The sequence below is a fragment of the Pseudomonas sp. CLCA07 genome (genome assembly GCF_053615335.1).
In genome coordinates, this window is sequence record NZ_CM132131.1 from 1,137,948 (window position 1) to 1,161,631 (window position 23,684).

The following is a 23,684-nucleotide window of genomic DNA, read 5'->3' on the forward strand; positions in this document are numbered from 1 at the left end:
CCCTGGACGAGGTGTCCACGGGTAAGGCTCATGGCCTGTCCTCTTGCAGTCGTGTGGCAATGATAACGGCTGCCGCCAGGGATGCGACGCTTGCAATACTAAAGGTCAATGGGGCGCCGAGGGCATTCCAGCTGTAGCCGGAATACAACGCGCCCAAAGCGCCGCCGGTGCCGGCCAGTGCCGCGTATAGCGCCTGGCCCTGCCCCTGCTGACGGGCGCCAAAGCTACGTTGCACGAACTGAATGGCAGCCGCGTGAAAGCTGCCGAAGGTGGCCGCATGCAGCACTTGGGCGAACAGCAACACCCAAAGAAACTCGGCAAACGAACCGAGTAGCACCCAGCGCAGGGCGGCCAGCAGGAAACTTGCCAACAGCACCCGGCGCACCGAGAACCGCGTGAGGATTCGGGTCATGGCCAGAAACATCAACACTTCAGCGACCACGCCGACGGCCCAGAGCATGCCGATCACGCCTCGGCTATAGCCGAGACGTTCCAGGTGCAAGGTCAAAAACGTGTAATAAGGCCCGTGGCTCATTTGCATCAACGCCACGCAGCCATAAAACGCCAGGACGCCGGGGCTGCGCAATTGTTTGAGAAAACCGTCACCCGCCAGCCGCTCACCCTGAGCCGGTTGGGCATTGGGCACCCACAGGCTGCTGACGACGATACCGGCCATGATCAACACCAATGCCACCGGATAGATGTCGAGGCTCAGCCATTCGAATAATCGGCCAAGCAAAACCACGGTGATGATGAAACCGATGGAACCCCACAAGCGGATCTGGCTGTAACGCGAGGTCTGCCCTTTCAGGTGCGCCAGGGTGATGACTTCGAACTGCGGCAATACCGCGTGCCAGAAGAACGCGTGCAGCGCCATGACCATTGCCAGCCAGGCGTAGGTCTTGCTGACGAAAATCAGCGAGAACGTCAGCAGCGTACATACCGCACCGAAACGCACGATAGCCAGCCGTCGGCCGGTGTAGTCACCCAACCAGCCCCAGATGTTCGGCGCGACGCAGCGCATCAGCATCGGGATCGCCACCAGTTCGCCGATCCGCGCGCTGGAAAAGCCCAGGTGATCGAAGTACAGCGCCAGAAATGGCGCCGTCGATCCGAGCAAGGCGAAATAGAACAGATAGAAACTGGAGAGCCGCCAGTACGGGAGCGCCGCTGCCGTCATCAGACTGCAGCGGCTGTCAGGTCAGCCATTAAAGCTGACCCAGCACCGGGGTGCTCACGCGCACATCGGCGTTCTGCCCACGGTGACGCAGCAAGTGATCCATCAGCACGATGGCCATCATCGCTTCAGCGATCGGCGTGGCACGAATGCCGACGCACGGGTCGTGGCGGCCCTTGGTGACGACTTCCACCGGGTTGCCATGGATGTCGATGGAGCGGCCCGGCGTGGTGATGCTCGACGTCGGCTTCAGCGCCAGGTGCGCGACGATCGGCTGACCGGACGAGATGCCGCCCAAAATGCCGCCGGAATTGTTGCTGAGGAAACCTTCCGGGGTCATTTCATCGCGGTGTTCGGTGCCGCGCTGGGCAACGCTGGCGAAACCGGCGCCGATTTCCACGCCTTTCACTGCGTTGATGCTCATCAGCGCATGGGCCAGTTCGGCGTCGAGGCGATCGAAAATCGGCTCGCCCAGGCCTGGCATCACACCTTCAGCCACCACAGTGATTTTCGCACCGACCGAATCCTGATCGCGACGCAGCTGGTCCATATAGGCTTCCAGCTCCGGGACTTTGTCTGGGTCAGGGCTGAAGAAGGCGTTTTCTTCCACCGAATCCCAGGTTTTGAACGGGATTTCAATCGGGCCGAGCTGGCTCATGTAGCCGCGAATGATGATGCCTTGCGTCGCCAGGTACTTTTTCGCAATCGCCCCGGCAGCCACGCGCATGGCGGTTTCCCGGGCCGAGCTGCGACCGCCGCCACGGTAATCGCGCTCACCGTATTTATGGTGGTAGGTGTAGTCTGCGTGGGCCGGGCGGAACAGATCCTTGATCGCCGAGTAGTCCTTGGACTTCTGGTCGGTGTTGCGGATCAGCAGGCCAATGGGGCAACCGGTGGTGCGACCTTCGAACACGCCAGAGAGGATTTCGACTTCGTCGTCTTCCTGGCGTTGCGTGGTGTGGCGGCTGGTGCCGGGCTTGCGACGGTCCAGATCACGCTGCAGATCCTCCAGGGAAATCTCCAGCCCTGGCGGGCAGCCGTCGACAATGGCGACCAACGCCGGACCATGGCTTTCGCCCGCGGTGGTGACAGTGAACAGCTTGCCGTAGGTATTGCCGGACATGCAGGACGCTCCGTGAAATAGAACCTGAATACGTAATGCGCGCCAGTATACGCAGGCTACCCGAGTAGTTCATCCTCGAACCTTATGGGTGCCGGTGAGTCCAAACGGCATCTTTGTGAATGATGGCGTGATGATGCTGCGAGTTTTAGCCTTGAGCCTGACCCTGTTTACCGGCTTTGTGCAGGCCACCGTCCTGCAACGCCCCGTCACCCTGGATACCGGCAGCGGTGAGCTTTTCGGCTCGTTGCTGCTGCCCAAGTCCGACACGCCTGTGCCGGTTGTCCTGATCATATCCGGCTCCGGTCCTACGGATCGCGACGGCAATAACACCGATGGCGGACGCAACGACAGCCTGAAACGGCTGGCCTGGGTGCTGGCCAAACACAACATCGCCAGTGTGCGTTATGACAAACGCGGGGTGGCGGCGAGCCTTGCCGCCACCCCGGACGAACGTAATCTGTCGGTTGAGGCCTATGTGGCCGATGCCGAAGCCTGGGGGCGCAAGCTCAAATCCGATCCACGTTTTAGCCAACTGATTTTGCTCGGCCACAGCGAAGGCGCCCTGATTGCCACTCTGGCGGCACCGAGCGTGGATGCCGCCGGGGTCATTTCCCTGTCCGGCAGCGCGCGACCGGTCGATCAGGTGTTGCGTCAGCAGTTGAGCAATCACCTGCCGCCTGCGCTGATGCAGCGCAGTAATGAGCTGCTCGACACCCTCAAGGCCGGCCACACCGACGACAACGTGCCACCGCCATTGCAGGGGATATTCCGCCCGAGTGTGCAGCCGTACCTGATTTCGCTGTTCCGCCAGGATCCGGCAGCGGCGTTTGCCCGATTGAAGATGCCGGCGCTGATTATTCAGGGCAGCAACGACATTCAGGTCGGTGTCGGTGACGCCAGGCTGCTGAAGGCCGCCAAACCGGACGCCGAACTGGCGCTGATCGAAGGCATGAATCACGTCATGCGCATCGTGCCCAACGATGTAAAACGCCAACTGGCCTCTTATAAAGATCCACAATTGCCGCTGGCTGCCGAACTTGGCACACGAATCCTCGGGTTTATTGACGGACTTCGCACCCGTTAAGCGCTGTTGGCCCTCCAGTCCTGTCAAAAACGGCCGATAAGCCTTTGTCGCCAGCGCACTGGCTGGCAGCAGGGCTTGGACAGGATCTCGCCGTTATGACTGATACCCAGACTTCACCCGACACCACCGCTGAACAAGACGCACCGCCAGCGGTTGAGCTGCCGTGGGCGGATGTCCACGTCGAGCACCACAAAATGCTTCGTCTGGCGCCGCTGAAAACCGACCGCAACACCGGCGGGCGGCCGCTGCGCTTTGTCGAATTCGGCTATGCCGAACGCCACAGCACGGATCAAAGCCTGATGCGCATGAGCATCACCCTGCCCGGTCAGCGTGTGCGAAAAGAACAGAATCATCTGGACGTGTGGGTCGATCACACCACCAAAAGAGTGCATTTCGGGCCCGACAGTGGCCTGCAGATTGAACCGATGAACCGTGGCATCGGCCGCTACATGGCCGCTCAAGGGATCACTTGGGCGAAGAAGCGTTGGTCTGGTTACACCGTCGACGGCATGGACCTGAACAACAAAGATGCGCTGAACGAAGACACTCGCCTACGCCGCGATCACTTTCTCGGGGCCCATGGTTTTGAGGTGGTGTATGCCGATGCCCAGCATTTGAAGGGCCGCGTCGAAGCCGTACGGATCGGCGACCTGTCGGGCGACTGGAACACTGAAAAGCTGCAGCAGGTGGAAATTCTTGAAGCCGCACAGATGCTTCAGCAGGCCGAACAGAACCTGGCCGAGCAGGAAGTGAAGCTGCAGACGCACGAAGAAAAAGTCAGCAAGTACAGGCGAGAAGACGCCGGGCTGCGCTTTACCATTACGTGTCTGGTGGCGTTTGCGGTGTTTCAGGCGGGGTTGTTGATCTGGATTGCTACGCATCGGTAAAAGTTTGAGACCGAGGCGCGACCATCGCGGGCAAGCCACGCTCCCACAGGTTCTATGACGTGCTCAAATTATGTGGCACACACAAAACCTGTGGGAGCGGGCTTGCCCGCGATGGCTTTCTAAAGTCAGACGCGAGAAGCGAACAGTGCCTGATGATCGCGGCACTGGTCAGCCGTCAACATGAATACCCCATGCCCGCCGCGCTCGAAATCGAGCCAGGCGAAATCGACTTCCGGGTACAACGCCTCGACGTGAACCTGGCTGTTGCCCACTTCGACAATCAGCAAGCCCTTCTCGGTCAGATGATCCGCGGCTTCAGCGAGCATGCGACGCACCAGGTTCAAACCATCATCGCCACAGGCCAGTCCCAGCTCCGGCTCGTGCTGATACTCGTCCGGCATATCCGCAAAATCTTCCGCATCGACGTAGGGTGGGTTCGACACGATCAGGTCGAAACGTTGACCCGGCAAGCCATCAAACCCATCGCCCTGAACGGTGTACACCCGCTCATCGACACCGTGACGCTCAATGTTCTGATTGGCCACTTCCAGCGCTTCGAACGACAGGTCGGCCAGTACCACTTCGGCGTTCTGGAATTCATAGGCACAGGCGATGCCGATGCAACCTGAGCCGGTGCACAGGTCAAGAATGCGCGCCGGCTCGGTGCCCAGCCATGGTGTGAAGCGGTTTTCGATCAGTTCGCCAATCGGTGAACGCGGGATCAACACACGCTCATCGACGATGAATGACATGCCGCAGAACCAGGCTTCGCCCAACAGGTAGGCGGTCGGTACGCGCTCTTCGATACGGCGTTTGAGCAACAGCTGCAAGTGGACCAGTTCATCTTCTTCCAGCGCGCAGTCGAGGTAGCTGTCGGCAATTTCCCATGGCAAGTGCAAGGCACCCAATACCAGTTGACGGGCTTCATCCCAGGCGTTGTCAGTCCCATGGCCGAAAAACAGATCCTCCCCATGGAAGCGGCTGACGGCCCAACGGATATGGTCACGCAGGGTACGAAGTCGGGAAGTGATCACGGCGGCAAACTCCAGAAAAAACGACTGGCGATTCTAACAGCCAAAACGCGCCACGACGACGCAGGAAAAACACCGGACCAGATGTAGGATCCATCCCTTTTTACCGCTGGCTATTGAACAAAACGAGCAAAATGACAAGGCTGCAAGCCAGTAAAGACGACATCTACAATAGTAGCGATTCACAGAACCGCTCAGCCAGAGGACAATGGCGCAAAAGCCCCACTCCAAGGAGCCCCAGAATGTCCGTTCCAAAAACGATGTTTCAACTCAGCGGCCGCGGTTACGCAGCAGCCAATCTGAGCCATGCGACCCTTGTCATCATCGATGCACAAAAGGAGTACCTCAGCGGTCCGCTGGCCCTGAGCGGCATGGACGCTGCCGTCGCGAACATCAAGCAATTGCTGGCGGCTGCCCGCGCGGCCGGTCGCACCATCGTGCATGTACGCCACCTCGGCACGGTCGGCGGGCTGTTCGATCCACAAGGCGAGCGTGGTGAGTTCATCCCCGGCCTTGAACCACTGCCCGACGAAACCATCATCGGCAAATTGCTGCCAAGTGCGTTCCACGGCACTGAACTGGCAAAGCGCCTGGAAGACCTCGGCGCCCTTGACCTGATCGTCTGCGGTTTCATGAGTCACTCCAGTGTCAGCACCACGGTGCGCGCTGCTAAGAATCTGGGTTTCCGTTGCACGCTGGTGGAAGACGCCTGTGCCACGCGCGATTTACCTTACAAGGGCGGCGTGTTGAGCGCCGAACACGTTCAACAGACCGAAATGGCGATTATGGCGGACAACTTCGCCACGCTCGCGCTCACTCACGATCTGATTTGATTTGATCGGCCCTTGATGAGCGGCCAATACTGCCGCTCATCCGCAAAAGTCACCCATTTGCCGCAATTGTCTTAGCCTCAGGAACATCCCGGTCAACTCCCGGTCGAAGGGCCGATACCCATTGAGGAAGGTCGGAATGAAGTTATCCGATGGTTTTGACGCTCGCCGCTTGCGGCCCAAAGGCCAACGCAACTGGCGTTTTCGAATTGGCGCCGCGTTTGCCGCGTTGCTGGCAACGTGCGGTGTCTTGCTCGCCATGGCCGCTGCCGCCAGCCTGTTTGGCCACGTACCCGCGCTGGGCGAACTGAACACCAGCCGGATCGGTGCGGCAGTGATTCTGGCGATCGGCCTGTTCATGCTGTACCTCGGTGTATGGCTTTGGCGTCGGTGCCGGCGCCGTTCGCGCCAGTCGCGCGGGCTGAACATGTCTCCACACCTGATGAAAAAACACGACTGAACAGAAGGCCTGGTATTTGCCGGGCCTCAATTGTTATGGATAGCGACTCGACTTGGGTAAACTGGCCGCCCTTCGCGGAGGCTGACATGCAAGACAACGATTTTTCCCTGTTCAAAAGTGCGATCCAAGGCGTCAAGCCGATCAAGCACGATCGCGCCGAAACCGGCAAACCCAAGGCCGACCGCGCGCAAATCGCCAAGCTGCGTCAAGCCGCGACCATTCGCACCGATGCCACCACCGTTGATGGGCTGTCCGATCAGTTCGTCATCGATGTCGGCCCGGAAGACGAGTTGATGTGGGCTCGTGACGGGGTTCAGGAAAGCCAGATGCGCAAGCTCAAGATCGGACAAATTCCGTTCGAGGGCAGCCTCGACCTGCACGGCATGAGCGTGGAAAAAGCGCGAGAAACCCTCTGGGCCTTTCTCGCCGAAGCGACCAAATTCGAAATTCGCTGCGTGCGCGTCACCCACGGCAAAGCCGTGCGTCTGGACGGCAAGCGGCCGATGATCAAAAGTCACGTCAACACTTGGCTGCGCCAGCATTCACAAGTGCTTGGTTTCACCTCGTGCCAGGCTAAACATGGCGGCGCCGGAGCGGTGTATGTGATGCTCAAACGCACCATGATGGAAGGTCGTGACGAGTAAAGCTGTCGCGTCACGCTTGCAGCGCCGTGTTTGCCACCATACCCTTGCCTTTGCGAAAATCCCCACAGGTAGTTTCATGTCCCTGGAACAGAATTACACCGCGATTCTAAAGGGGTAAGCCAAAGTACGCAGAACCAATGAAACCGGGCACTTCGTTACTTGGGAATACCCGGCTCATACCCTGAATACACGGTCAGTGGTACAAAAATTGGTACGGGATAGCACTGCGAACACGGAGTCGAGAAATTGAAGACCTTACTTTTCAAATAGAATCTCGTCATTCTCCGCACGTAATTTTGACAGCATCAGCATCTACTGTTGCTGCCTAAGTACTGGTTGGGCTGCTGACCCTTTGTGCCCAGAGAACACACAGAGAAACAGCAACAGTCTGAACCTCCGCGCCGGCCACACTATGAGACTCGGAGAACAGCAAGGGAGGATTACCTTTGGGTATATCTAATCAAGCTGGTTCAGCAGTTTTGCACAAACGCATTCGTGCGTTCGGTGGCATGGCCATTAGCTTCGGCTTGATGGGCATAGATCCAGTGTCCGCTGTTGCACTGGCTCTTTTGGCTACTGTCGTCTTGGCGGTGTTGTAAAACCAGGGAGGCCATGTGCACGGACGTGGCCGCCCAGCCCCATCCCTTCTACCGGCGTTCTGCCGACCGAGCACCATTCCATTCAAATCGTCTTATCGACTGCTACGCTTTCCTCGTCTGCGGAGAATTAGCACATGCCAAATTCAGATCTGTCCCCTTCCCTGCTGTTCTAAACGGGGATAGACGGGGAATCGGCCTTTGAATTCAAGGGCCAATCCCCGGCGATTCCCCGCCTTACTCCAACACACCCCGATAAATTGGCCCAAGAATTGGCCCATCCCTATCCGGCGTCCTGCCGGCCGAACAAAATCAATCAAGTAACAACCGGCTTTCGCTCAATCGAAAGCATCGACCGATTCACTCGTCCCCCGAGCCGGATACCTGGCAGCTCAACAGCTTTGTAAACCAGATAGGCAGTCAGGTACGCACCCGCCAGGACAAAGACCAACATAACGCCGACGCGCTGCGGCGGTGTCAGTCCAAGAAGGAATGGAACCCGCGTGATGATGAGTCCGGAGGCTGCAATAAAGAAACCGTGGAAAAGGTAGACACCATAGGACGTGTCCGAGGCGAACCGAACCGGCTTATTGTTGATCATGCTGATTAGCCAGGACGGAGCCCGGCCAGACTTCTCGGCCAAGCCGATGGCCAGCATCAGCAGCAGGATGCCTGGAAGCACAAGGAAATCAGGATCAACCCTCGAACCAATATAAACGAGCACCATTGCGCAGGTGATCAGGCTGGCTTGCCGAGCTTTGGAAACTCCCTCCTTCATCGCCGCAAACAAAACCATGCCCGCGAGGAAGTAATTGAGCCGCAGAACGATTAGTGAGGGCTCGAAATAGTGGGCTTTTGAGGATATCCACGCCCCCACCAGAAACACCGGAACGCCGATCAGCAGCGACGCCTTTGCGACGCCAATCCGACGAAACACCAGGAACAGCAGGGGGAAAACTGCATAAAACTGCATTTCCAGGCTGAGGCTCCAGTCCGGAAGGAATGTCGAGAATGAGTACTCAGGATGTAGTCCAAACAGGAAAGTGAGGTGCAGAAACATGTTTGTGGCGGTGTACTCGATCCGCATCGGATCATAAACCCCACCATCACCGCCAGCCCACAGGGCCGGGTTCAAGTGCTGGAGTTCTTTGTAGCCAAGGAGAAAGTAGGAGCTGAACATTACTGCCAGCGCCAGGGACAGATAGTAGGCCGGAGCCAGCCTGAAGTAGCGACGAACCCAAAAACGCGCCCAGCTCCTTCCCGTAGTCAGCGGCTCCGAGTGCTTCCGCGCGGTGGCATTCGCCATCATCAGAAAGCCCGAGATCAGCATGAACAGATTCACTGCAATCTTCGCCGATGGCAGTGGGATGCCATACCACCCACCCCAAATCATGCAATGTGCCACCAACACCCAAAGCGCAGCGATTGCCCTGAAGAAGTTGATGAACTCGAACTCTCTTACCACTTTACACACCCGATGACGAATCACAGAAAGGCGCCAGATTACCATTATCTGGCGATCTGAATTCCGTCATACGCCGGTTCGCAGGTCACTCCGCGTCCGTGGCTTTGCTCAGCATACTCCACCAGGTTTCCCGCTCTTTCATCAGCGCGCTTGAGCGCGTCGGCAAGCACCATTGCGGCGCGGGCAGTTGCCTTGCTTGCGGCGGCAGTACAGGAATTGCCGCTGGCTTCACTGGTTGCGTATCGAGCGGCAAGGGCGTTGCCCCCCCCCCGCGCAGTACGTCAGCAGAAGCGCGAGCAGCGGCAGCATCAGCAGTTGCTTGATCGATCGCGCGTTGACCATCTTGAACCGACTTGTTGATTGATTGTTGGTAGGTCTGCTCTTTGGTGCGCTCGGCTGCTTCGTTGAGCGTCCGAGCTTCAGCGCCCTGCTTGTCACGGTCATCCCACTTCGCCTGCCAATCGGCATTGGCCAGTGTCTACGGTGGTTGAGGCTGATTTGATTATCGGGCACTTATATAAGGTGCTGACCGGTTCGATGCTGGTGTACGCGGCGTACTTCGAGTTCGCGTTTTACACCGGCATGCGGCCAGGGGAGATAGCGGCGTTGCGCTGGGATGAGGTGAATACAGAGGGGCGCGTCGCCAACGTGTGTCGGATCGTCGCGGACTACAAGATCGAGGAGCGCACGAAAACCCGTGAAGCGCGGCGAGTCATGCTGAACAGCAGGGCATTAAATGCGATTGAGGTGGCCAAGAGTGTGGCCGAGTTGAGGGCGAAGCAGAGCCGGCGACAGCAAAAGCAGTCGCCTTATGTGTTCCCGCCGACCAAGAACTTTGAGTTCATCCAGCAGGCCAGCGTGACAGACAAACATTTCAAGGCGGCACTGGTCGCACTGAAGATCAGGGCCAGACGGCAATACAACTGCCGGCACACTTACGCTACCATGTGCCTCATGGCAGGCATGAACCTCGGGTTCATTGCGAATCAGCTCGGCCACAGCGTGCAAATGCTACTGTCGACTTACGCCCGGTGGATCAGTTCCAGTGAAGACTGGAGCGAAGTCGGGAAGCTTGAACAAAGCCTGATTGGTACACAATTGGTACAGACAGAACCCGTACCCCTCTAGAACCCATACGGAATAAAGCTCTGTGACACTGGAACAGAATTACACCGCGATTCTCGGCCAACTGGGCGAGGACGCCTCCCGCGAGGGCCTGCTCGACACGCCAAAGCGTGCCGCCAAAGCCATGCAGTACCTCTGCCGCGGTTATGAACAGACGCTGGAAGAGGTCACCAACGGTGCCTTGTTCAGCTCCGACAACAGCGAAATGGTGCTGGTCAAGGACATCGAGCTGTACTCGTTGTGCGAACACCACATGCTGCCGTTCATCGGCAAGGCGCATGTCGCCTACATCCCGAGCGGCAAAGTGCTGGGCCTGTCGAAAGTGGCGCGAATCGTCGACATGTACGCCCGCCGCCTGCAGATCCAGGAAAATCTCAGCCGCCAGATCGCGGAAGCGGTCCAGCAAGTCACCGGCGCCTTGGGCGTTGCGGTGGTGATCGAGGCCAAGCACATGTGCATGATGATGCGCGGTGTGGAGAAACAGAATTCGTCGATGATCACTTCGGTGATGCTCGGTGAGTTCCGCGAAAACGCGGCCACCCGCAGCGAGTTTCTCAGCCTGATCAAGTAATGTGCGGCACGAAGAAAACCGGCATTCATCGCCGGTTTTTTTTCGTCTGCAAAAAATCAGGTAAGCTGCGCGCCCTTCTTCATTCGCTCCGTGAGGCTTTCAACGTGTTCGTAAAAGCGCTTCGTGTCGGCCTTGGCCAACTGATCATCTTCATCGACTTCCTGACTCGTCCCGGCAAGAAGCAACGCCCCGCCGAGGCTCAGGCCAAGGTCAACTCCGCTGCCAAAGGCCTGACTCTGTATCAATTCCACGCCTGCCCGTTTTGCGTGAAGACCCGCCGTACCCTGCGCCGCCTGAATGTTCCGGTGGCGTTGCGTGACGCGAAAAACAGCGAACAGGATCGCCAGACCCTGCTGGAGCAAGGTGGCAAGATCAAGGTGCCGTGCCTTCGTATTGAAGAGAACGGCCAGACCACCTGGATGTATGAGTCCAAGGTGATCATTGATTATCTGGATAAGCGTTTCGCGGCAGCCTGATGGTTTTGTGGTGCCCTGACTGACGCCATCGCCAGCAGGCTGGCTCCCACAGGTTTGTGAACGCCACAAATCCACTGTGGGAGTGAGCCTGCTCGCGATGAGGCCACCACAAATCCCAGTCAAAAATAAACCGGCCCAATGGCCGGTTTATTTGTTTTTGCCATCCCCCCTCAGGCTCGGCGCTTGTCCCTGTGGGAGCGAGCCTGCTCGCGATGGCGTCGGCACAGGCGATATAGCTCAATCGCCAAACTTTTCGCAAACAAAATGGAAAACATTATTTGCTTTTTTTGTATACAAAAGCATAATCCACTTCGTGCGAGTTCTTGACCGCGTGATCAACATATTCGCAAGTGCCTTGCCTCAAAGGGCCGCTGCCACCCTCATGGGTCCGGTCCTGGAAATAACAATAAAACTCTTGAGGAGTACTCGCTGTGGAAAGCCGCAAATCCGAAGCATCGACGCTGGATCTCTCGCCGCCATTACGCAATGGCTTGCTTGAACGCATCTTCAAACTCAGCTTGCATGGCACCACGGTGAAGACCGAGCTGATTGCCGGTCTGACAACCTTCATCACGATGGCTTACATCATCTTCGTCAACCCCAATATCATGGCTGACGCCGGGATTGATCACGGTGCCGCGTTTGTCGCGACCTGCATCGCGGCTGCGCTGGGTTGCCTGTTAATGGGCCTCTACGCCAACTGGCCCGTCGGCCTGGCGCCGGGCATGGGTTTGAACGCTTTCTTCACCTACACCGTGGTCGGCACCATGGGCTACAACTGGGAAACCGCCCTCGGTGCGGTATTTGTGTCCGGTGTGTTGTTCATGATCCTGACCTTTTCGCGGATTCGCGAATGGCTGCTCAACAGCATTCCAGTGAGCCTGCGCTTCGCCATGGGCGCCGGCGTCGGTTTGTTTCTGGGGCTGATCGGTTTGAAAACAGCGGGCATTGTCGTCGATAGCCCGGCGACCCTGATCAAGCTCGGCTCCCTGCGCGAACCCGGCCCGCTGCTCGCCGCCGTTTGCTTCCTGATGATCGCCATTCTCAGCTATCACAAAGTGTTCGGCGCAATCCTCATCAGCATCATCACCGTCACCCTGGCCGGTTGGGGTCTTGGCCTGGTGCACTACGAGGGCATCATGTCGGCCCCGCCGAGCCTGGCCCCGACCTGGATGGCCATGAATCTGGCCGGCGTATTCAACGTCAGCATGATCAGCGTGGTCCTGGCCTTCCTCTTTGTGCACATGTTCGACACCGCCGGCACCCTGATGGGTGTGGCCCAGCGCGCCAACCTGGTCGGCGCAGACGGCCGGATCGAAAACCTCTCCCGCGCCATGAAAGCCGACAGTGCTTCCAGCGTATTTGGTGCGGTGGTGGGTGTTCCGCCGGTCACCAGTTACGTTGAAAGTGCCGCGGGCGTTGCGGCGGGTGGTCGGACCGGGCTTACCGCCGTGACCGTGGGTGTGCTATTTATTGCCGCGATGTTCTTCGCACCACTAGCCGGGATGATCCCAGCCTACGCCACCGCCGGCGCGCTGATTTATGTGGCGATGCTGATGATGGGCGGTATGAAGCACATCGAATGGGACGAAGCGACCGACAGCATTCCGGCCATCGTCACCGCAATCATGATGCCGCTGACCTTCTCGGTCGCCGACGGCATCGCGCTGGGCTTCATCACTTATGTGGCGCTGAAGGCCGGTACCGGTAAATACAAGGAAATCTCCGTCAGCTTGTGGGTGCTTTGCGCGATCTTCATCGCCAAGTTCATTTTCTTGTAAGCCGCCTACGTTTCAAAAACAGTGTTTCAAAACAGCCTCACCCCGCCGGGTGGGGCTTTTGCACAAATGGAGGAAAGTGATGAGTCTGGAAACCTGGCTGCTGTTCAGCGGCGCTGCGCTGGTGGTGATCCTGATCCCGGGGCCCCTGTCGTTGCTGATGATCAGCAACAGTCTGAATTACGGTTTGCGCCGTTCTTACCCCGCGTTTCTCGGTGGCGTGGTCGCATCGATCTGCTTGCTCAGTGCCTCTGCGCTGGGTTTGGGCGCCTTGCTGCTCGCATCGGAGCAGCTGTTCAGCGCGTTGAAAATCGTCGGGGCGCTGTACTTGTTCTATCTCGCCTGGCAGAGCTGGCAGCAATCGCGCCAGCCGTCGGTGGGCGCCGAGGTGCCTCAGGCGGCGCCAGTGCCACGCTTTCGTGCGCTGTTCGGCCGTGCGTTTGTACTCGGTGCGAGTAATCCGAAAGACATTCTGTTCTTTGCAGCCTTCCTGCCGCAGTTTCTCAGCGCCGAGCAGCCGTTCCTGCCGCAGTTGCTGGTGATGATAGCGACCTGGACGGTGTTGGATCTGCTGTGCAAATTGGCTTATGGGCTGGGTGCGCATGGTGCGGCTCGATATCTGCGCAGTGGCAAAGGGCAGAGTTGGTTCAATCGGGTGAGTGCGGGGTTGTTCAGTGGTGCGGGCGCGGCATCTCTGTTGAGCCGCTGAAGCCAAAAAGCATCGCGAGCAAGCTCTACTCCTACAGGATTGGTGTCGCCCCCTGCTTTGTGAACGACACACACCCTGTAGGAGCAAGGCTTGCCCGCGAAGGCGTCAGCAGCAACAACTCATTTCTCAAGGACGAAAAAAAGCCCGCAGTGTGAGCGGGCGAAAGACCAAAGAAGCTATATGCGCAGTCGCTTCCAGGTTGAGGCAGCTGCTTGGGGGATCAGCTGCCGCGATACGTGGAATAGCTATACGGCGAAATCAGCAACGGCACATGGTAGTGATCCTGCTCCGCAGAGATGCCGAAACGCAGCACCACTACATCGAGAAACGCAGGCTCCGGCAACTGAACGCCACGGGCGCGGTAGTAGTCGCCCGCATGAAACTGAACCTGATAGACCCCGGTACGGTAGTCATCGCCTTGCAGTAGCGGTGCATCGACACGGCCATCGCTATTGGTTGTCGCGCTGGCGACCAATTCCAGGTGCGAACCTTCTACGCGGTACAACTCGACCTTGATCGAGCTGCCCGGGCAACCGTGTGCAGCGTCCAAAACGTGTGTAGTCAAACGTCCCATTGATTCTGCGCGCCTGCCTGCGTAGAGCAGTCAGGCCTCGCGCCTCCCGAAGTCAGTTAAAAAGGAGACCGCACCGATTCGGAGCACGAATCACTACGGCGAGCGATTGATTAAGACACTTTTCAAAAAAATTGTACACAATAAAAACGACCTATTTACCTCGATGCCCGCCAGTCGGGGTTTTACAGCGAATTTAACGCCGCACCATAAGATCAGCGGACCTTCTATCCTTTAGCTGACCACTCAGGCAGGTTTCTTGCAGTATCATCAATTCATGACGTTTCGAGAAAAATGCAAAAAATCAGGCTTACAAATTGAATATAAAGTTGTATACAATCACTCCATCGCAGTGACGCCAGCCTGATATCTCATCGCAAGGCCGCCACACAACCTTGAACACGTCGACACGAACAAGAAGGAAGACTGCAGTGAGCGCTGACTACCCACGCGACCTGATCGGTTACGGCAGTAACCCTCCTCACCCACACTGGCCGGGCAATGCCCGCATCGCCTTGTCTTTCGTACTCAATTACGAAGAAGGCGGCGAGCGCAATATCCTGCACGGCGATAAAGAGTCCGAAGCCTTCCTCTCCGAAATGGTCTCGGCGCAGCCGCTGCAAGGCGAGCGCAACATGAGCATGGAATCTCTTTACGAGTATGGCAGCCGTGCCGGCGTCTGGCGGATTCTGAAACTGTTCAAGGAATTCGATATTCCGTTGACCATCTTCGCCGTTGCCATGGCCGCCCAGCGCCACCCGGATGTGATCCGCGCGATGGTCGATGCCGGTCATGAGATTTGCAGCCACGGCTATCGCTGGATCGACTACCAGTACATGGATGCAGCACAGGAACGCGAGCACATGCTCGAAGCGATCCGCATCCTCACCGAAATCACCGGTGAGCGCCCACTGGGCTGGTACACCGGCCGCACCGGCCCGAACACCCGTCGCCTGGTGATGGAAGAAGGCGGTTTCCTCTACGACTGCGACACCTACGACGACGACCTGCCCTACTGGGAACCGAACAACCCGACCGGCAAGCCGCACCTGGTGATCCCGTACACGCTCGACACCAATGACATGCGCTTCACCCAAGTCCAGGGTTTCAACAAGGGCGACGATTTCTTTGAGTACCTCAAAGACGCCTTCGACGTGCTTTACGCCGAAGGCGCAGAAGCACCGAAGATGCTCTCGATCGGCCTGCACTGCCGCCTGATCGGCCGTCCGGCGCGTCTGGCTTCGCTCAAGCGCTTTATCGAATACGCTAAAAGTCATGAACAGGTGTGGTTCAGCCGTCGCGTCGACATCGCGCGCCACTGGCACGAAACCCACCCATTCCAAGGGGCCGCGAAATGAGCACCTTTCAAACCGTCAAACCATCAAGCCTGAGCCGCGATGCGTTCGTCGCCGCTTTCGCCGACATCTACGAACATTCGCCATGGGTGGCCGAAAAGGCCTTCGACCTGGGCCAGGACGCCTCGATCGACGAGATCGAAACCCTGCACCAGCGCATGAGCGACATTCTGTTGAGCGCCGATCACGCCAGCCAGCTGGCCTTGATCAACGCTCACCCGGACCTGGCAGGCCGTGCGGCCGTCCAGGGCCAACTGACCGAAGCCAGCACCAACGAACAGGCTGGCGCCGGTATTCACCAATGCACGGCCGAAGAGTTCCAGCGCTTCACCGAGCTGAACGACGCCTACAAAGCCAAGTTCAAGTTTCCCTTCATCATGGCGGTAAAAGGCAGCAACCGGCATCAGATCCTCGCGGCGTTTGAAACGCGCATTCACAACTCGGTCGACACCGAATTCAAATGCGCGCTGGCGGAGATCAACAAGATTGCGTTGTTCCGTTTACTGACCCTATAGCGAGCCTTGCCCGAGTGTTCACAACGCGAAAACACCCAGGGCATTGCAAGCATCCCAAGCCAACTAATTTAAAGGCAGACAAGAAGAATGAAAGCTTACGCCGTACCTTTCGAGAAGTTCGTCAACCTGGCCGACGCCCGTCTGGGCACCAAAATCATCTCGGTCACCGATGACTGGTTCGCTGATGCCAACCGCCTGTTCCAGCCGACCCCGGCTGTGTGGAAAGAAGGCGTGTTCGATGACAACGGCAAGTGGATGGACGGCTGGGAGTCGCGCCGCAAGCGCTTCGAAGGCTACGACAGCGCGGTGATCCGCCTCGGCGTGCCGGGCTCGATCAAAGGCGTCGACATCGACACTTCATTCTTCACCGGCAACTTCCCGCCGTCGGCCTCCCTGGAAGCCTGCTTCCTGGCAGAAGGCGAACCGACTGAAAACACCCAGTGGGTTGAAGTGCTGTCCGCTGTAGAGCTGCAAGGCAACAGCCACCACTTCCACGAAATCAACAACGATCAGGCATTCAGCCACCTGCGCTTCAACATCTACCCGGATGGCGGCGTGGCCCGTCTGCGTGTGTACGGTGTTCCGCACCGCGACTGGTCGGCCGTCGGCGACAACGAGCAAATTGACCTGGCTGCAGCGCTGAATGGTGGTCGCGCCCTCGCCTGCTCCGACGAACACTTTGGCCGCATGAGCAACATCCTCAACCCCGGCCGTGGCATCAACATGGGCGACGGCTGGGAAACCGCACGTCGTCGTACTCCTGGCAACGACTGGGTGATCGTCGCGCTGGGTCATGCCGGTGAAGTCGAGAAAGTCATCGTCGACACTCTGCACTTCAAAGGCAACTACCCGGACACTTGCTCGATCCAGGGCGCGTTCGTGAAGGGCGGCACTGACAGTCAGATCGAAACCCAATCGCTGTTCTGGCGCGAGCTGCTGCCGGCGCAGAAACTGGAAATGCACGCTGAACACACCTTCGCCGAGCAGATCAAGGCGCTGGGGCCAATCACCCACATCCGCCTGAACGTGTTCCCGGATGGTGGTGTGAGCCGCCTGCGTGTTCTCGGCAAGGTCGCTAAATAAGCGCTGAAGAAAACCTGTAGGAGCACAGCTTGCTGGCGATGGCGTCAGTAAGGACCCCATCGCCGGCAAGCCGTACTCCTACAAAAGCAACACATCAACGAATTCAAGGTAAGAAGACCAGCATGCGCACATTGACGATTGAACCGCTGACCAAAGAAGCCTTCGCCCCTTTCGGTGACGTGATCGAAACCGACGGCAGCGATCACTTCATGATCAACAACGGTTCGACCATGCGCTTCCATAAACTGGCGACGGTGCAAACCGCCACGCCAGAGGACAACGCGATCATCAGCATCTTCCGCGCCGACGCGCAGGACATGCCGCTGACCGTCAGCATGCTGGAGCGTCACCCGCTGGGCAGCCAGGCGTTTATTCCGCTGCTCTGCAACCCTTTTCTGATCGTGGTCGCGCCACTTGGCGATGAACCTGTATCAGGCTTGGTCCGCGCCTTCGTCACCAACGGCAGGCAGGGCATTAATTACCATCGCGGCGTCTGGCACCACCCGGTGCTGACGATCGAAAAGCGGGATGACTTCCTGGTGGTTGATCGCAGTGGCACAGGCAATAACTGCGATGAGCATTTTTTCAAAGAGGATGAGCGTTTGATCCTCGCCCCCCACCAATAAGAGAAGGTCTGATCACTCGACAACAGAGTGACAGGCGAGAGGTAAAGACTGTGGAAGCACATCTGTTTGAATGGCTGAACCTGAGCGTGCGCTGGGTTCACATGATTACTGGCGTGGCCTGGATCGGCGCGTCGTTCTATTTCGTCTGGCTGGAAAACAACCTCAATCGGGTCAACCCGAAAAGCGGGCTGGCGGGCGATTTGTGGGCGATCCACGGCGGCGGTATCTACCACCTGGAAAAATACAAACTGGCCCCACCGACCATGCCGGACAACCTGCACTGGTTCAAATGGGAAGCCTATTTCACCTGGATGTCAGGGGTCGCGCTGCTGTGCGTGGTGTTCTACTCCAACCCGACGCTGTACCTGCTGGCACCGGGCAGTAGCCTGAGCGGTCCTGAAGGCGTACTGCTGGGCATCGGCTCGCTGTTCGTCGGCTGGTTCGTCTACTCCTTCCTCTGCGACTCGGCCCTGGGCAAACGCCCTGCCCTGCTCGGCTTCATCCTGTTCGTACTGATCATTGGCGCGGCCTACGGCTTCAGCAAAGTGTTCAGCGGACGCGGTGCTTACCTGCACGTCGGCGCGATCATCGGCACCATCATGGTCGGTAACGTGTTCCGCATCATCATGCCGGCACAGCGCGCACTGGTAGCGGCGATCGCCGAGAACCGCACGCCGGATCCGGCGCTACCGGCCAAAGGTTTGCTGCGTTCGCGTCACAACAACTACTTCACCTTGCCGGTGCTGTTCATCATGATCAGCAACCACTTCCCGAGCACTTACGGCAGCCAATACAACTGGCTGATCCTGGCCGGGATCGCGGTGCTGGCGGTGTTGGTGCGTCACTACTTCAACACCCGTCATGACAGCCACAAGTTTGCCTGGACGCTGCCAGTGGCAGCTGTGGGCATGATCAGCCTGGCTTACGTCACCGGCCCTGCGCCGATGACCAGCCCGGAAGTGGCCAAGGCGCCTGCGAAGATCGAGTACCAACCGCTGCCGGAAACCGCAGTGGGCGGTGGTTTGAAACCGGCTGAAGCTGCACCGGCGGCAGCGCCCGCAGCCGCACCGGCTCAGGCGTCCAACGCAGGTCCGGGCTTCGACAAGGTGCACAGCGTGATTCAAGAGCGTTGCGCGGTTTGCCACTCGGCCAAACCGACCAGCCCACTGTTCAGCGCGGCCCCTGCCGGTGTGATGTTCGACACCCCCGAGCAGATCCGCCAGAACGCCCCGCGCATCCAGGCTCAGGCCGTTACCAGCCAGATCATGCCTCTGGGCAACATCACGCAGATGACCCAGCAGGAACGTGACCTGATTGGTGCCTGGATTGTTCAGGGAGCTCAGACCAACTAATCGTTGAAAAGCTTCGCTGGCAAGCCAGCTCCTACAGGTTCCATGTCGGTCGCATAACCGATGAACGACATAACCCTGTAGGAGCTGGCTTGCCAGCGATTGGCCGCACCGCGGTCAACCTGATGCACAAAATCACAAGAATAAAAAAGATCCGAGGTGTTGCATGTCCGAGCTATCCGAAGCGCGCATCCCCGACGCACCCGCCATTCAGCGTTTGCCCCTTTTGCAACTGATCCTGGTCGGCTTGCAACATGTTTTGCTGATGTACGGCGGCGCCATCGCGGTGCCGCTGATCATCGGACAGGCCGCTGGCCTGAGTCGTGAAGAGATCGCCTTTCTGATTAACGCCGACCTGCTGGTCGCCGGCATCGCCACCATCGTCCAGTCGCTGGGCATCGGCCCCATGGGCATCCGTATGCCGGTGATGATGGGCGCCAGTTTCGCCGCCGTCGGCAGCATGGTCGCCATGGCCGGCATGCCGGGCATCGGCCTGCAAGGGATCTTCGGTGCAACCATCGCCGCCGGATTCTTCGGCATGATCATCGCGCCATTCATGTCCAAAGTCGTACGCTTCTTCCCGCCTCTGGTGACCGGCACAGTCATCACCTCGATCGGTTTGTCGCTGTTCCCCGTGGCTGTGAACTGGGCCGGCGGTGGCGCAGGCGCCACGCAATTCGGTTCGCCGATTTACCTGACCATTGCTGCGCTGGTACTGGGCACCATTTTGCTGGTGCACCGTTTCATGCGCGGGTTCTGGGTCAATATTTCAGTGCTGATCGGCATGTGCCTGGGCTACGTGCTCTGCGGCCTGATCGGCATGGTCGATCTCAGCGGCATGGCGCAAGCGCCGTGGCTGCAATTCGTCACCCCGCTGCATTTCGGCATGCCCAAGTTTGAACTCGCGCCGATCCTTTCAATGTGCCTGGTGGTGGTGATCATCTTCGTCGAGTCCACCGGGATGTTCCTCGCCCTGGGCAAAATCACCGGGCAGGAAGTCTGCCCACGGATGCTGCGTCGCGGCTTGCTGTGCGATGCCGGCGCTTCGTTTTTCGCCGGGTTCTTCAACACCTTCACCCACTCCTCATTTGCGCAGAACATCGGCCTGGTGCAAATGACGGGTGTGCGTTGCCGTTCGGTGACCATCGTCGCAGGCGGGTTGCTCATTGTGTTGAGCCTGCTGCCGAAAGCCGCATTCCTGGTGGCGTCGATTCCGCCAGCGGTACTGGGCGGTGCGGCGATTGCGATGTTCGGCATGGTCGCCGCCACCGGGATCAAGATTCTTCAGGAAGCCGACATCGGCGACCGTCGCAACCAACTGCTGGTGGCGGTGAGCATCGGCATGGGCCTGATTCCAGTGGTGCGCCCGGAGTTCTTCGCCCACCTCCCGCTATGGATGAGCCCGATCACCCACAGCGGCATCGCCATGGCCACGATCAGCGCCCTGACGCTGAACCTGCTGTTCAACATTCTTGGTGGCGCCGAACGCGCGGCCATCAACGACTGCACCGCTCACACGCATTAACTCAGACGAGCACCAAACCCTGTGGGAGCGAGCCTGCTCGCGATGACGGTATGACATTCAACACTTGTGTTGACTGACCCGACGCTTTCGTCGGAACGCCGCCCGGAGCAAGCCCGCTCCTACAGGGGGGTTGCCTGCGCCTCAACAATAAAAACAAGAGGAAGCAACAGATGGTTTTTACCCACTCAAGCCCGTCGTTTAACGACGCCAGGCCAAGCGCCGCCAACCATGCCCCACACCTGTCGTCGGTGCGCTGTTGCGGGGCACTTGAGACCTGGCCAAGTAGTCAGTATTCTCCGCGGCCGCCTGAATCCTCGTTAAAAAAAAGCCCGGATTTAATTTCTGACCAGAAAGCCAACTTATCCCGGCTCTGGACAATACCAAGGCACTCCATACCCCCTCTCAATCGACTGTTTTTGAGCAGCCGAGCGGGAGTTTATTTGTTTTTTGAAAGCCTTGGCGCAGCTCTTGCTATGAGCATTAAAGCTGACCGACTGGATGATTTTTTACCGCTACAGATAGAGGCGCCACACCAGAGCGCCGAACTTAAAAAAATAACGTGGAATCACCTACTTTTTGGGAGCAACCGAATGAAACGTACGTGCACTAGCCTGATGCTGGCGGGATCAATGCTGGCTGGGGGTCAGGCCATGGCCGGCGACTTGCTGCAATGGCAAACCAACAGCCTGTCTTACCTGTACGGTAAGGATTTCCAGGTCAACCCGCGCATTCAGCAGACGGTGACCTTCGAACACGCCGATGGCTGGAAATACGGCGACAACTACTTCTTCATCGACAAGATCTTCTACAACGGCAAGGAAGACGCCTTCGCCGGCGACAACACCCACTATGGCGAACTCAGCCCGCGCTTGTCGTTTAACAAGATTTTCGACCAGAAGCTGGAGTTCGGTCCGATCAAAGACGTCCTGCTGGCCATGACCTATGAGTTCGGCGAGGACGACACCGAGTCGTACCTGATCGGTCCGGGTTTTGACCTGGCTATCCCTGGCTTCGACTACTTCCAGTTGAACTTCTACAACCGTCACTCCGAAGGCGGCCGCCCGGGTGACGATATCTGGCAGGTCTCTCCGGTCTGGTCCTACACCATCCCGGCGGGTAGCTCGGACGTGGTGATCGACGGCTTCATGGACTGGGTAGTCGACAACGACGTGAACAAAGAAGGCGAATACCACGCCAACCTGCACTTCAACCCACAGGTCAAATACGACCTGGGCAAGGCACTGAAGTTGGGCGCCAAGCAGTTGTACGTCGGTGTCGAGTATGACTACTGGAAAAACAAGTACGGCATCGAAGACAGCCAGGGCTTCAAGACTGATCAGAGCGCGACCAGCTTGCTGGTCAAGGTTCACTTCTGATCTGGCAGTAAGTGGCGTCTGCAAGGACGCCATCGCGGGCAAGCCACGCTCCCACAGGTTTGAGGTCGTTCTCAATTTATGTAAACGACGCAAAACCTGTGGGAGCGTGGCTTGCCCGCGATGGCCTCACCACCAATCTCAAGCAGTAACCACAGTCTCCGCCAACCCAAGAAACCGGCAAAGCTCCCCACGCTTGGCCAACGCATCCCGCCGCCCCAGGTCGATCAACTCGCTGCAATACCCCGCTTCGAACAACAGATAACTCAACACCCCTGCCCCACTCGTCTTGGTCGCCCCCGGTCCGCGCAAAAACAGGCGCAGTGCCGCCGGCAATTCCTGTCGATGCCGCGCAGCAATCTCATCGATCGGCTGACTCGGCGAAATCACCAGCACCTCCACCGGCGCCACGCCCAGCGCACGGGTCGGTGTACCCACGGGCATCAGGTGGCTGAACTGATTCAGACGCTGCAACAACTCGATGTCGCTTTCCAGGCTGTCAATGAACGTACTGTTGAGCATGTGCCCGCCAATCTGCGCCAGCGTCGGCTGTTGCCCGGTATAAGCGCGTTGCAGCGGCTGCTGCGGGTCGACGCCACGCGGGTTGCCACTGACGCCCACCACCAGCACCCGGCTGGCGCCCAGGTGCAGGGCCGGACTGATCGGGGCGGATTGGCGCACCGCACCGTCGCCGAAGTATTCCTCGCCGATTTTCACCGGGGCGAACAGCAACGGAATGGCGGAACTGGCCAGCAAATGCTCGACACTCAATTGAGTCGGAACGCCGATGCGCCGATGGCGTAACCACGATTCGATGGTGCCGCCACCCTGATAGAACGTGACAGCCTGACCGGATTCATACCCAAACGCCGTCACCGCCACCGCTTGCAACTGCTTCTGTGCAATGGCTTCGGCGATCCCGGCCATGTTCAGTTTGTCGTTGAGTAAACCACGCAGTGGCGAACTGTTGAGCAAGGCCACCGGCACGTGAGCGCCAAGCCCCAGCAAACTGTGACTGACAAACCGGGTGGCCTGACTGATGACGCCGGGCCAGTCGCTGCGCAACACCCGATGGCTGCGAAAGCCCTGCCAGAACGCGGTCAAACGCTCGATGGCGCCGCGAAAATCCATCGCGCCACTGGCGAGGCTGACCGCATTGATCGCCCCGGCCGAGGTGCCGACGATCACTGGAAACGGATTGCTTGCCCCCATCGGCAACAGTTCGGCAATCGCCGCCAGCACGCCTACCTGATACGCCGCCCGAGCCCCGCCGCCGGAAAGAATCAACCCTGTAACCGGTTCTGCAGGACTCATCGCAACACTCCATGGCG

Annotated in this window: 22 protein-coding genes and 3 pseudogenes; 17 read left to right on the forward strand and 8 right to left on the reverse strand. The window is 58.5% G+C overall.

What is annotated here, in order from left to right; all coding sequences use genetic code 11:
* Positions 1 to 28 precede the first annotated feature (28 nt).
* Positions 29 to 1,180: an MFS transporter gene (locus ACWGZX_RS05170; RefSeq protein WP_223518702.1), complete on the reverse strand. Its 1,152-nt coding sequence runs from the start codon at positions 1,178 to 1,180 to the stop codon at positions 29 to 31.
* 28 nt (positions 1,181 to 1,208) lie between these two features.
* Positions 1,209 to 2,300 (reverse strand): chorismate synthase, encoded by a 1,092-nt coding sequence (aroC, locus tag ACWGZX_RS05175; RefSeq protein WP_452627539.1) that lies wholly within the window; start codon positions 2,298 to 2,300, stop codon positions 1,209 to 1,211.
* An 84-nt stretch (positions 2,301 to 2,384) separates the two neighbouring features.
* Between aroC and ACWGZX_RS05180 the strand changes: the two are divergent.
* A pseudogene (locus ACWGZX_RS05180) lies at positions 2,385 to 3,384 on the forward strand (alpha/beta hydrolase).
* 95 nt (positions 3,385 to 3,479) lie between these two features.
* Complete coding sequence (locus ACWGZX_RS05185) at positions 3,480 to 4,271, forward strand: hypothetical protein (protein ID WP_452627540.1); 792 nt, start codon at positions 3,480 to 3,482, stop codon at positions 4,269 to 4,271.
* A gap of 125 nt (positions 4,272 to 4,396) precedes the next feature.
* On the opposite strand, the gene prmB is transcribed toward ACWGZX_RS05185, so the two are convergent.
* Positions 4,397 to 5,305 carry a 50S ribosomal protein L3 N(5)-glutamine methyltransferase gene (gene prmB / locus ACWGZX_RS05190; RefSeq protein ID WP_452627541.1) on the reverse strand — a complete coding sequence of 303 codons (909 nt, stop codon included), beginning with the start codon at positions 5,303 to 5,305 and terminating at the stop codon, positions 4,397 to 4,399.
* A gap of 239 nt (positions 5,306 to 5,544) precedes the next feature.
* Between prmB and ACWGZX_RS05195 the strand changes: the two genes are divergently transcribed.
* The 3 genes from ACWGZX_RS05195 to ACWGZX_RS05205 all read left to right on the forward strand — a co-directional run bounded on the left by ACWGZX_RS05195 (position 5,545) and on the right by ACWGZX_RS05205 (position 7,236).
* A complete protein-coding gene (locus tag ACWGZX_RS05195; RefSeq protein WP_223518694.1) occupies positions 5,545 to 6,135 on the forward strand; it encodes a cysteine hydrolase family protein in 591 nt (196 codons plus the stop codon).
* Positions 6,136 to 6,271: 136 nt separating this feature from the next.
* Complete coding sequence (locus ACWGZX_RS05200) at positions 6,272 to 6,592, forward strand: hypothetical protein (RefSeq protein ID WP_223518693.1); 321 nt, start codon at positions 6,272 to 6,274, stop codon at positions 6,590 to 6,592.
* 86 nt (positions 6,593 to 6,678) lie between these two features.
* A complete protein-coding gene (locus tag ACWGZX_RS05205) occupies positions 6,679 to 7,236 on the forward strand; it encodes a Smr/MutS family protein (protein ID WP_452627542.1) in 558 nt (185 codons plus the stop codon).
* 912 nt (positions 7,237 to 8,148) lie between these two features.
* Here the strand turns inward: ACWGZX_RS05205 and ACWGZX_RS05210 are convergent.
* The 3 genes and pseudogenes from ACWGZX_RS05210 to ACWGZX_RS05220 all read right to left on the reverse strand — a co-directional run.
* Complete coding sequence (locus ACWGZX_RS05210; protein ID WP_452627543.1) at positions 8,149 to 9,321, reverse strand: acyltransferase family protein; 1,173 nt, start codon at positions 9,319 to 9,321, stop codon at positions 8,149 to 8,151.
* Between the two features lie 20 nt (positions 9,322 to 9,341).
* Positions 9,342 to 9,497: pseudogene (locus tag ACWGZX_RS05215) on the reverse strand (DUF2514 family protein); the annotation flags it as partial.
* A gap of 128 nt (positions 9,498 to 9,625) precedes the next feature.
* A pseudogene (locus ACWGZX_RS05220) lies at positions 9,626 to 9,772 on the reverse strand (DUF2514 family protein); the annotation flags it as partial.
* On the opposite strand from ACWGZX_RS05220, the gene ACWGZX_RS05225 reads away from it, so the two are divergent.
* The 5 genes from ACWGZX_RS05225 to ACWGZX_RS05245 all read left to right on the forward strand — a co-directional run bounded on the left by ACWGZX_RS05225 (position 9,772) and on the right by ACWGZX_RS05245 (position 13,956).
* Positions 9,772 to 10,425, forward strand: a complete 654-nt coding sequence (locus ACWGZX_RS05225; RefSeq protein WP_452627544.1) for a site-specific integrase — start codon at positions 9,772 to 9,774, stop codon at positions 10,423 to 10,425. The pseudogene ACWGZX_RS05220 and the gene ACWGZX_RS05225 overlap by 1 nt on opposite strands.
* A gap of 22 nt (positions 10,426 to 10,447) precedes the next feature.
* Positions 10,448 to 10,993 (forward strand): GTP cyclohydrolase I FolE, encoded by a 546-nt coding sequence (gene folE, locus ACWGZX_RS05230; RefSeq protein WP_452627545.1) that lies wholly within the window; start codon positions 10,448 to 10,450, stop codon positions 10,991 to 10,993.
* A gap of 104 nt (positions 10,994 to 11,097) precedes the next feature.
* Positions 11,098 to 11,469: a glutathione S-transferase N-terminal domain-containing protein gene (locus ACWGZX_RS05235; protein ID WP_452627546.1), complete on the forward strand. Its 372-nt coding sequence runs from the start codon at positions 11,098 to 11,100 to the stop codon at positions 11,467 to 11,469.
* 431 nt (positions 11,470 to 11,900) lie between these two features.
* A complete protein-coding gene (locus ACWGZX_RS05240) occupies positions 11,901 to 13,250 on the forward strand; it encodes an NCS2 family permease (RefSeq protein ID WP_223513925.1) in 1,350 nt (449 codons plus the stop codon).
* A 79-nt stretch (positions 13,251 to 13,329) separates the two neighbouring features.
* Entirely contained in the window at positions 13,330 to 13,956 is a 627-nt protein-coding gene (locus tag ACWGZX_RS05245; RefSeq protein ID WP_452627547.1) for a LysE family translocator, read from the forward strand.
* Positions 13,957 to 14,176: 220 nt separating this feature from the next.
* Here ACWGZX_RS05245 and uraH read toward each other — a convergent pair whose 3' ends face one another.
* Positions 14,177 to 14,530 carry a hydroxyisourate hydrolase gene (gene uraH / locus ACWGZX_RS05250; RefSeq protein WP_007944445.1) on the reverse strand — a complete coding sequence of 118 codons (354 nt, stop codon included), beginning with the start codon at positions 14,528 to 14,530 and terminating at the stop codon, positions 14,177 to 14,179.
* A 428-nt stretch (positions 14,531 to 14,958) separates the two neighbouring features.
* Here uraH and puuE point away from each other — a divergent pair, with 428 nt between their 5' ends.
* The 7 genes from puuE (at position 14,959) to ACWGZX_RS05285 (ending at position 22,356) form a co-directional block, all read left to right on the forward strand.
* Positions 14,959 to 15,885, forward strand: coding sequence for an allantoinase PuuE (gene puuE / locus ACWGZX_RS05255; protein ID WP_452627548.1), 927 nt, complete (start codon positions 14,959 to 14,961; stop codon positions 15,883 to 15,885).
* Positions 15,882 to 16,397, forward strand: coding sequence for a 2-oxo-4-hydroxy-4-carboxy-5-ureidoimidazoline decarboxylase (gene uraD, locus ACWGZX_RS05260; RefSeq protein WP_452627549.1), 516 nt, complete (start codon positions 15,882 to 15,884; stop codon positions 16,395 to 16,397). The genes puuE and uraD overlap by 4 nt, the downstream gene beginning before the upstream one ends.
* An 87-nt stretch (positions 16,398 to 16,484) precedes the next feature.
* Positions 16,485 to 17,480: an allantoicase gene (gene alc / locus ACWGZX_RS05265; protein ID WP_121733428.1), complete on the forward strand. Its 996-nt coding sequence runs from the start codon at positions 16,485 to 16,487 to the stop codon at positions 17,478 to 17,480.
* A gap of 122 nt (positions 17,481 to 17,602) precedes the next feature.
* Positions 17,603 to 18,106: an ureidoglycolate lyase gene (locus tag ACWGZX_RS05270; RefSeq protein WP_452627550.1), complete on the forward strand. Its 504-nt coding sequence runs from the start codon at positions 17,603 to 17,605 to the stop codon at positions 18,104 to 18,106.
* A 50-nt stretch (positions 18,107 to 18,156) separates the two neighbouring features.
* Positions 18,157 to 19,458, forward strand: coding sequence for a urate hydroxylase PuuD (locus ACWGZX_RS05275; protein ID WP_452627551.1), 1,302 nt, complete (start codon positions 18,157 to 18,159; stop codon positions 19,456 to 19,458).
* Positions 19,459 to 19,621: 163 nt separating this feature from the next.
* A complete protein-coding gene (locus ACWGZX_RS05280) occupies positions 19,622 to 20,980 on the forward strand; it encodes a nucleobase:cation symporter-2 family protein (RefSeq protein WP_452627552.1) in 1,359 nt (452 codons plus the stop codon).
* A 590-nt stretch (positions 20,981 to 21,570) separates the two neighbouring features.
* Positions 21,571 to 22,356: an outer membrane protein OmpK gene (locus ACWGZX_RS05285; protein WP_452627553.1), complete on the forward strand. Its 786-nt coding sequence runs from the start codon at positions 21,571 to 21,573 to the stop codon at positions 22,354 to 22,356.
* Positions 22,357 to 22,494: 138 nt separating this feature from the next.
* Here ACWGZX_RS05285 and ACWGZX_RS05290 read toward each other — a convergent pair whose 3' ends face one another.
* On the reverse strand, positions 22,495 to 23,667 hold the full coding sequence (locus tag ACWGZX_RS05290) for a patatin-like phospholipase family protein (RefSeq protein ID WP_452627554.1): 1,173 nt from the start codon (positions 23,665 to 23,667) through the stop codon (positions 22,495 to 22,497).
* Positions 23,668 to 23,684: the final 17 nt, after the last annotated feature.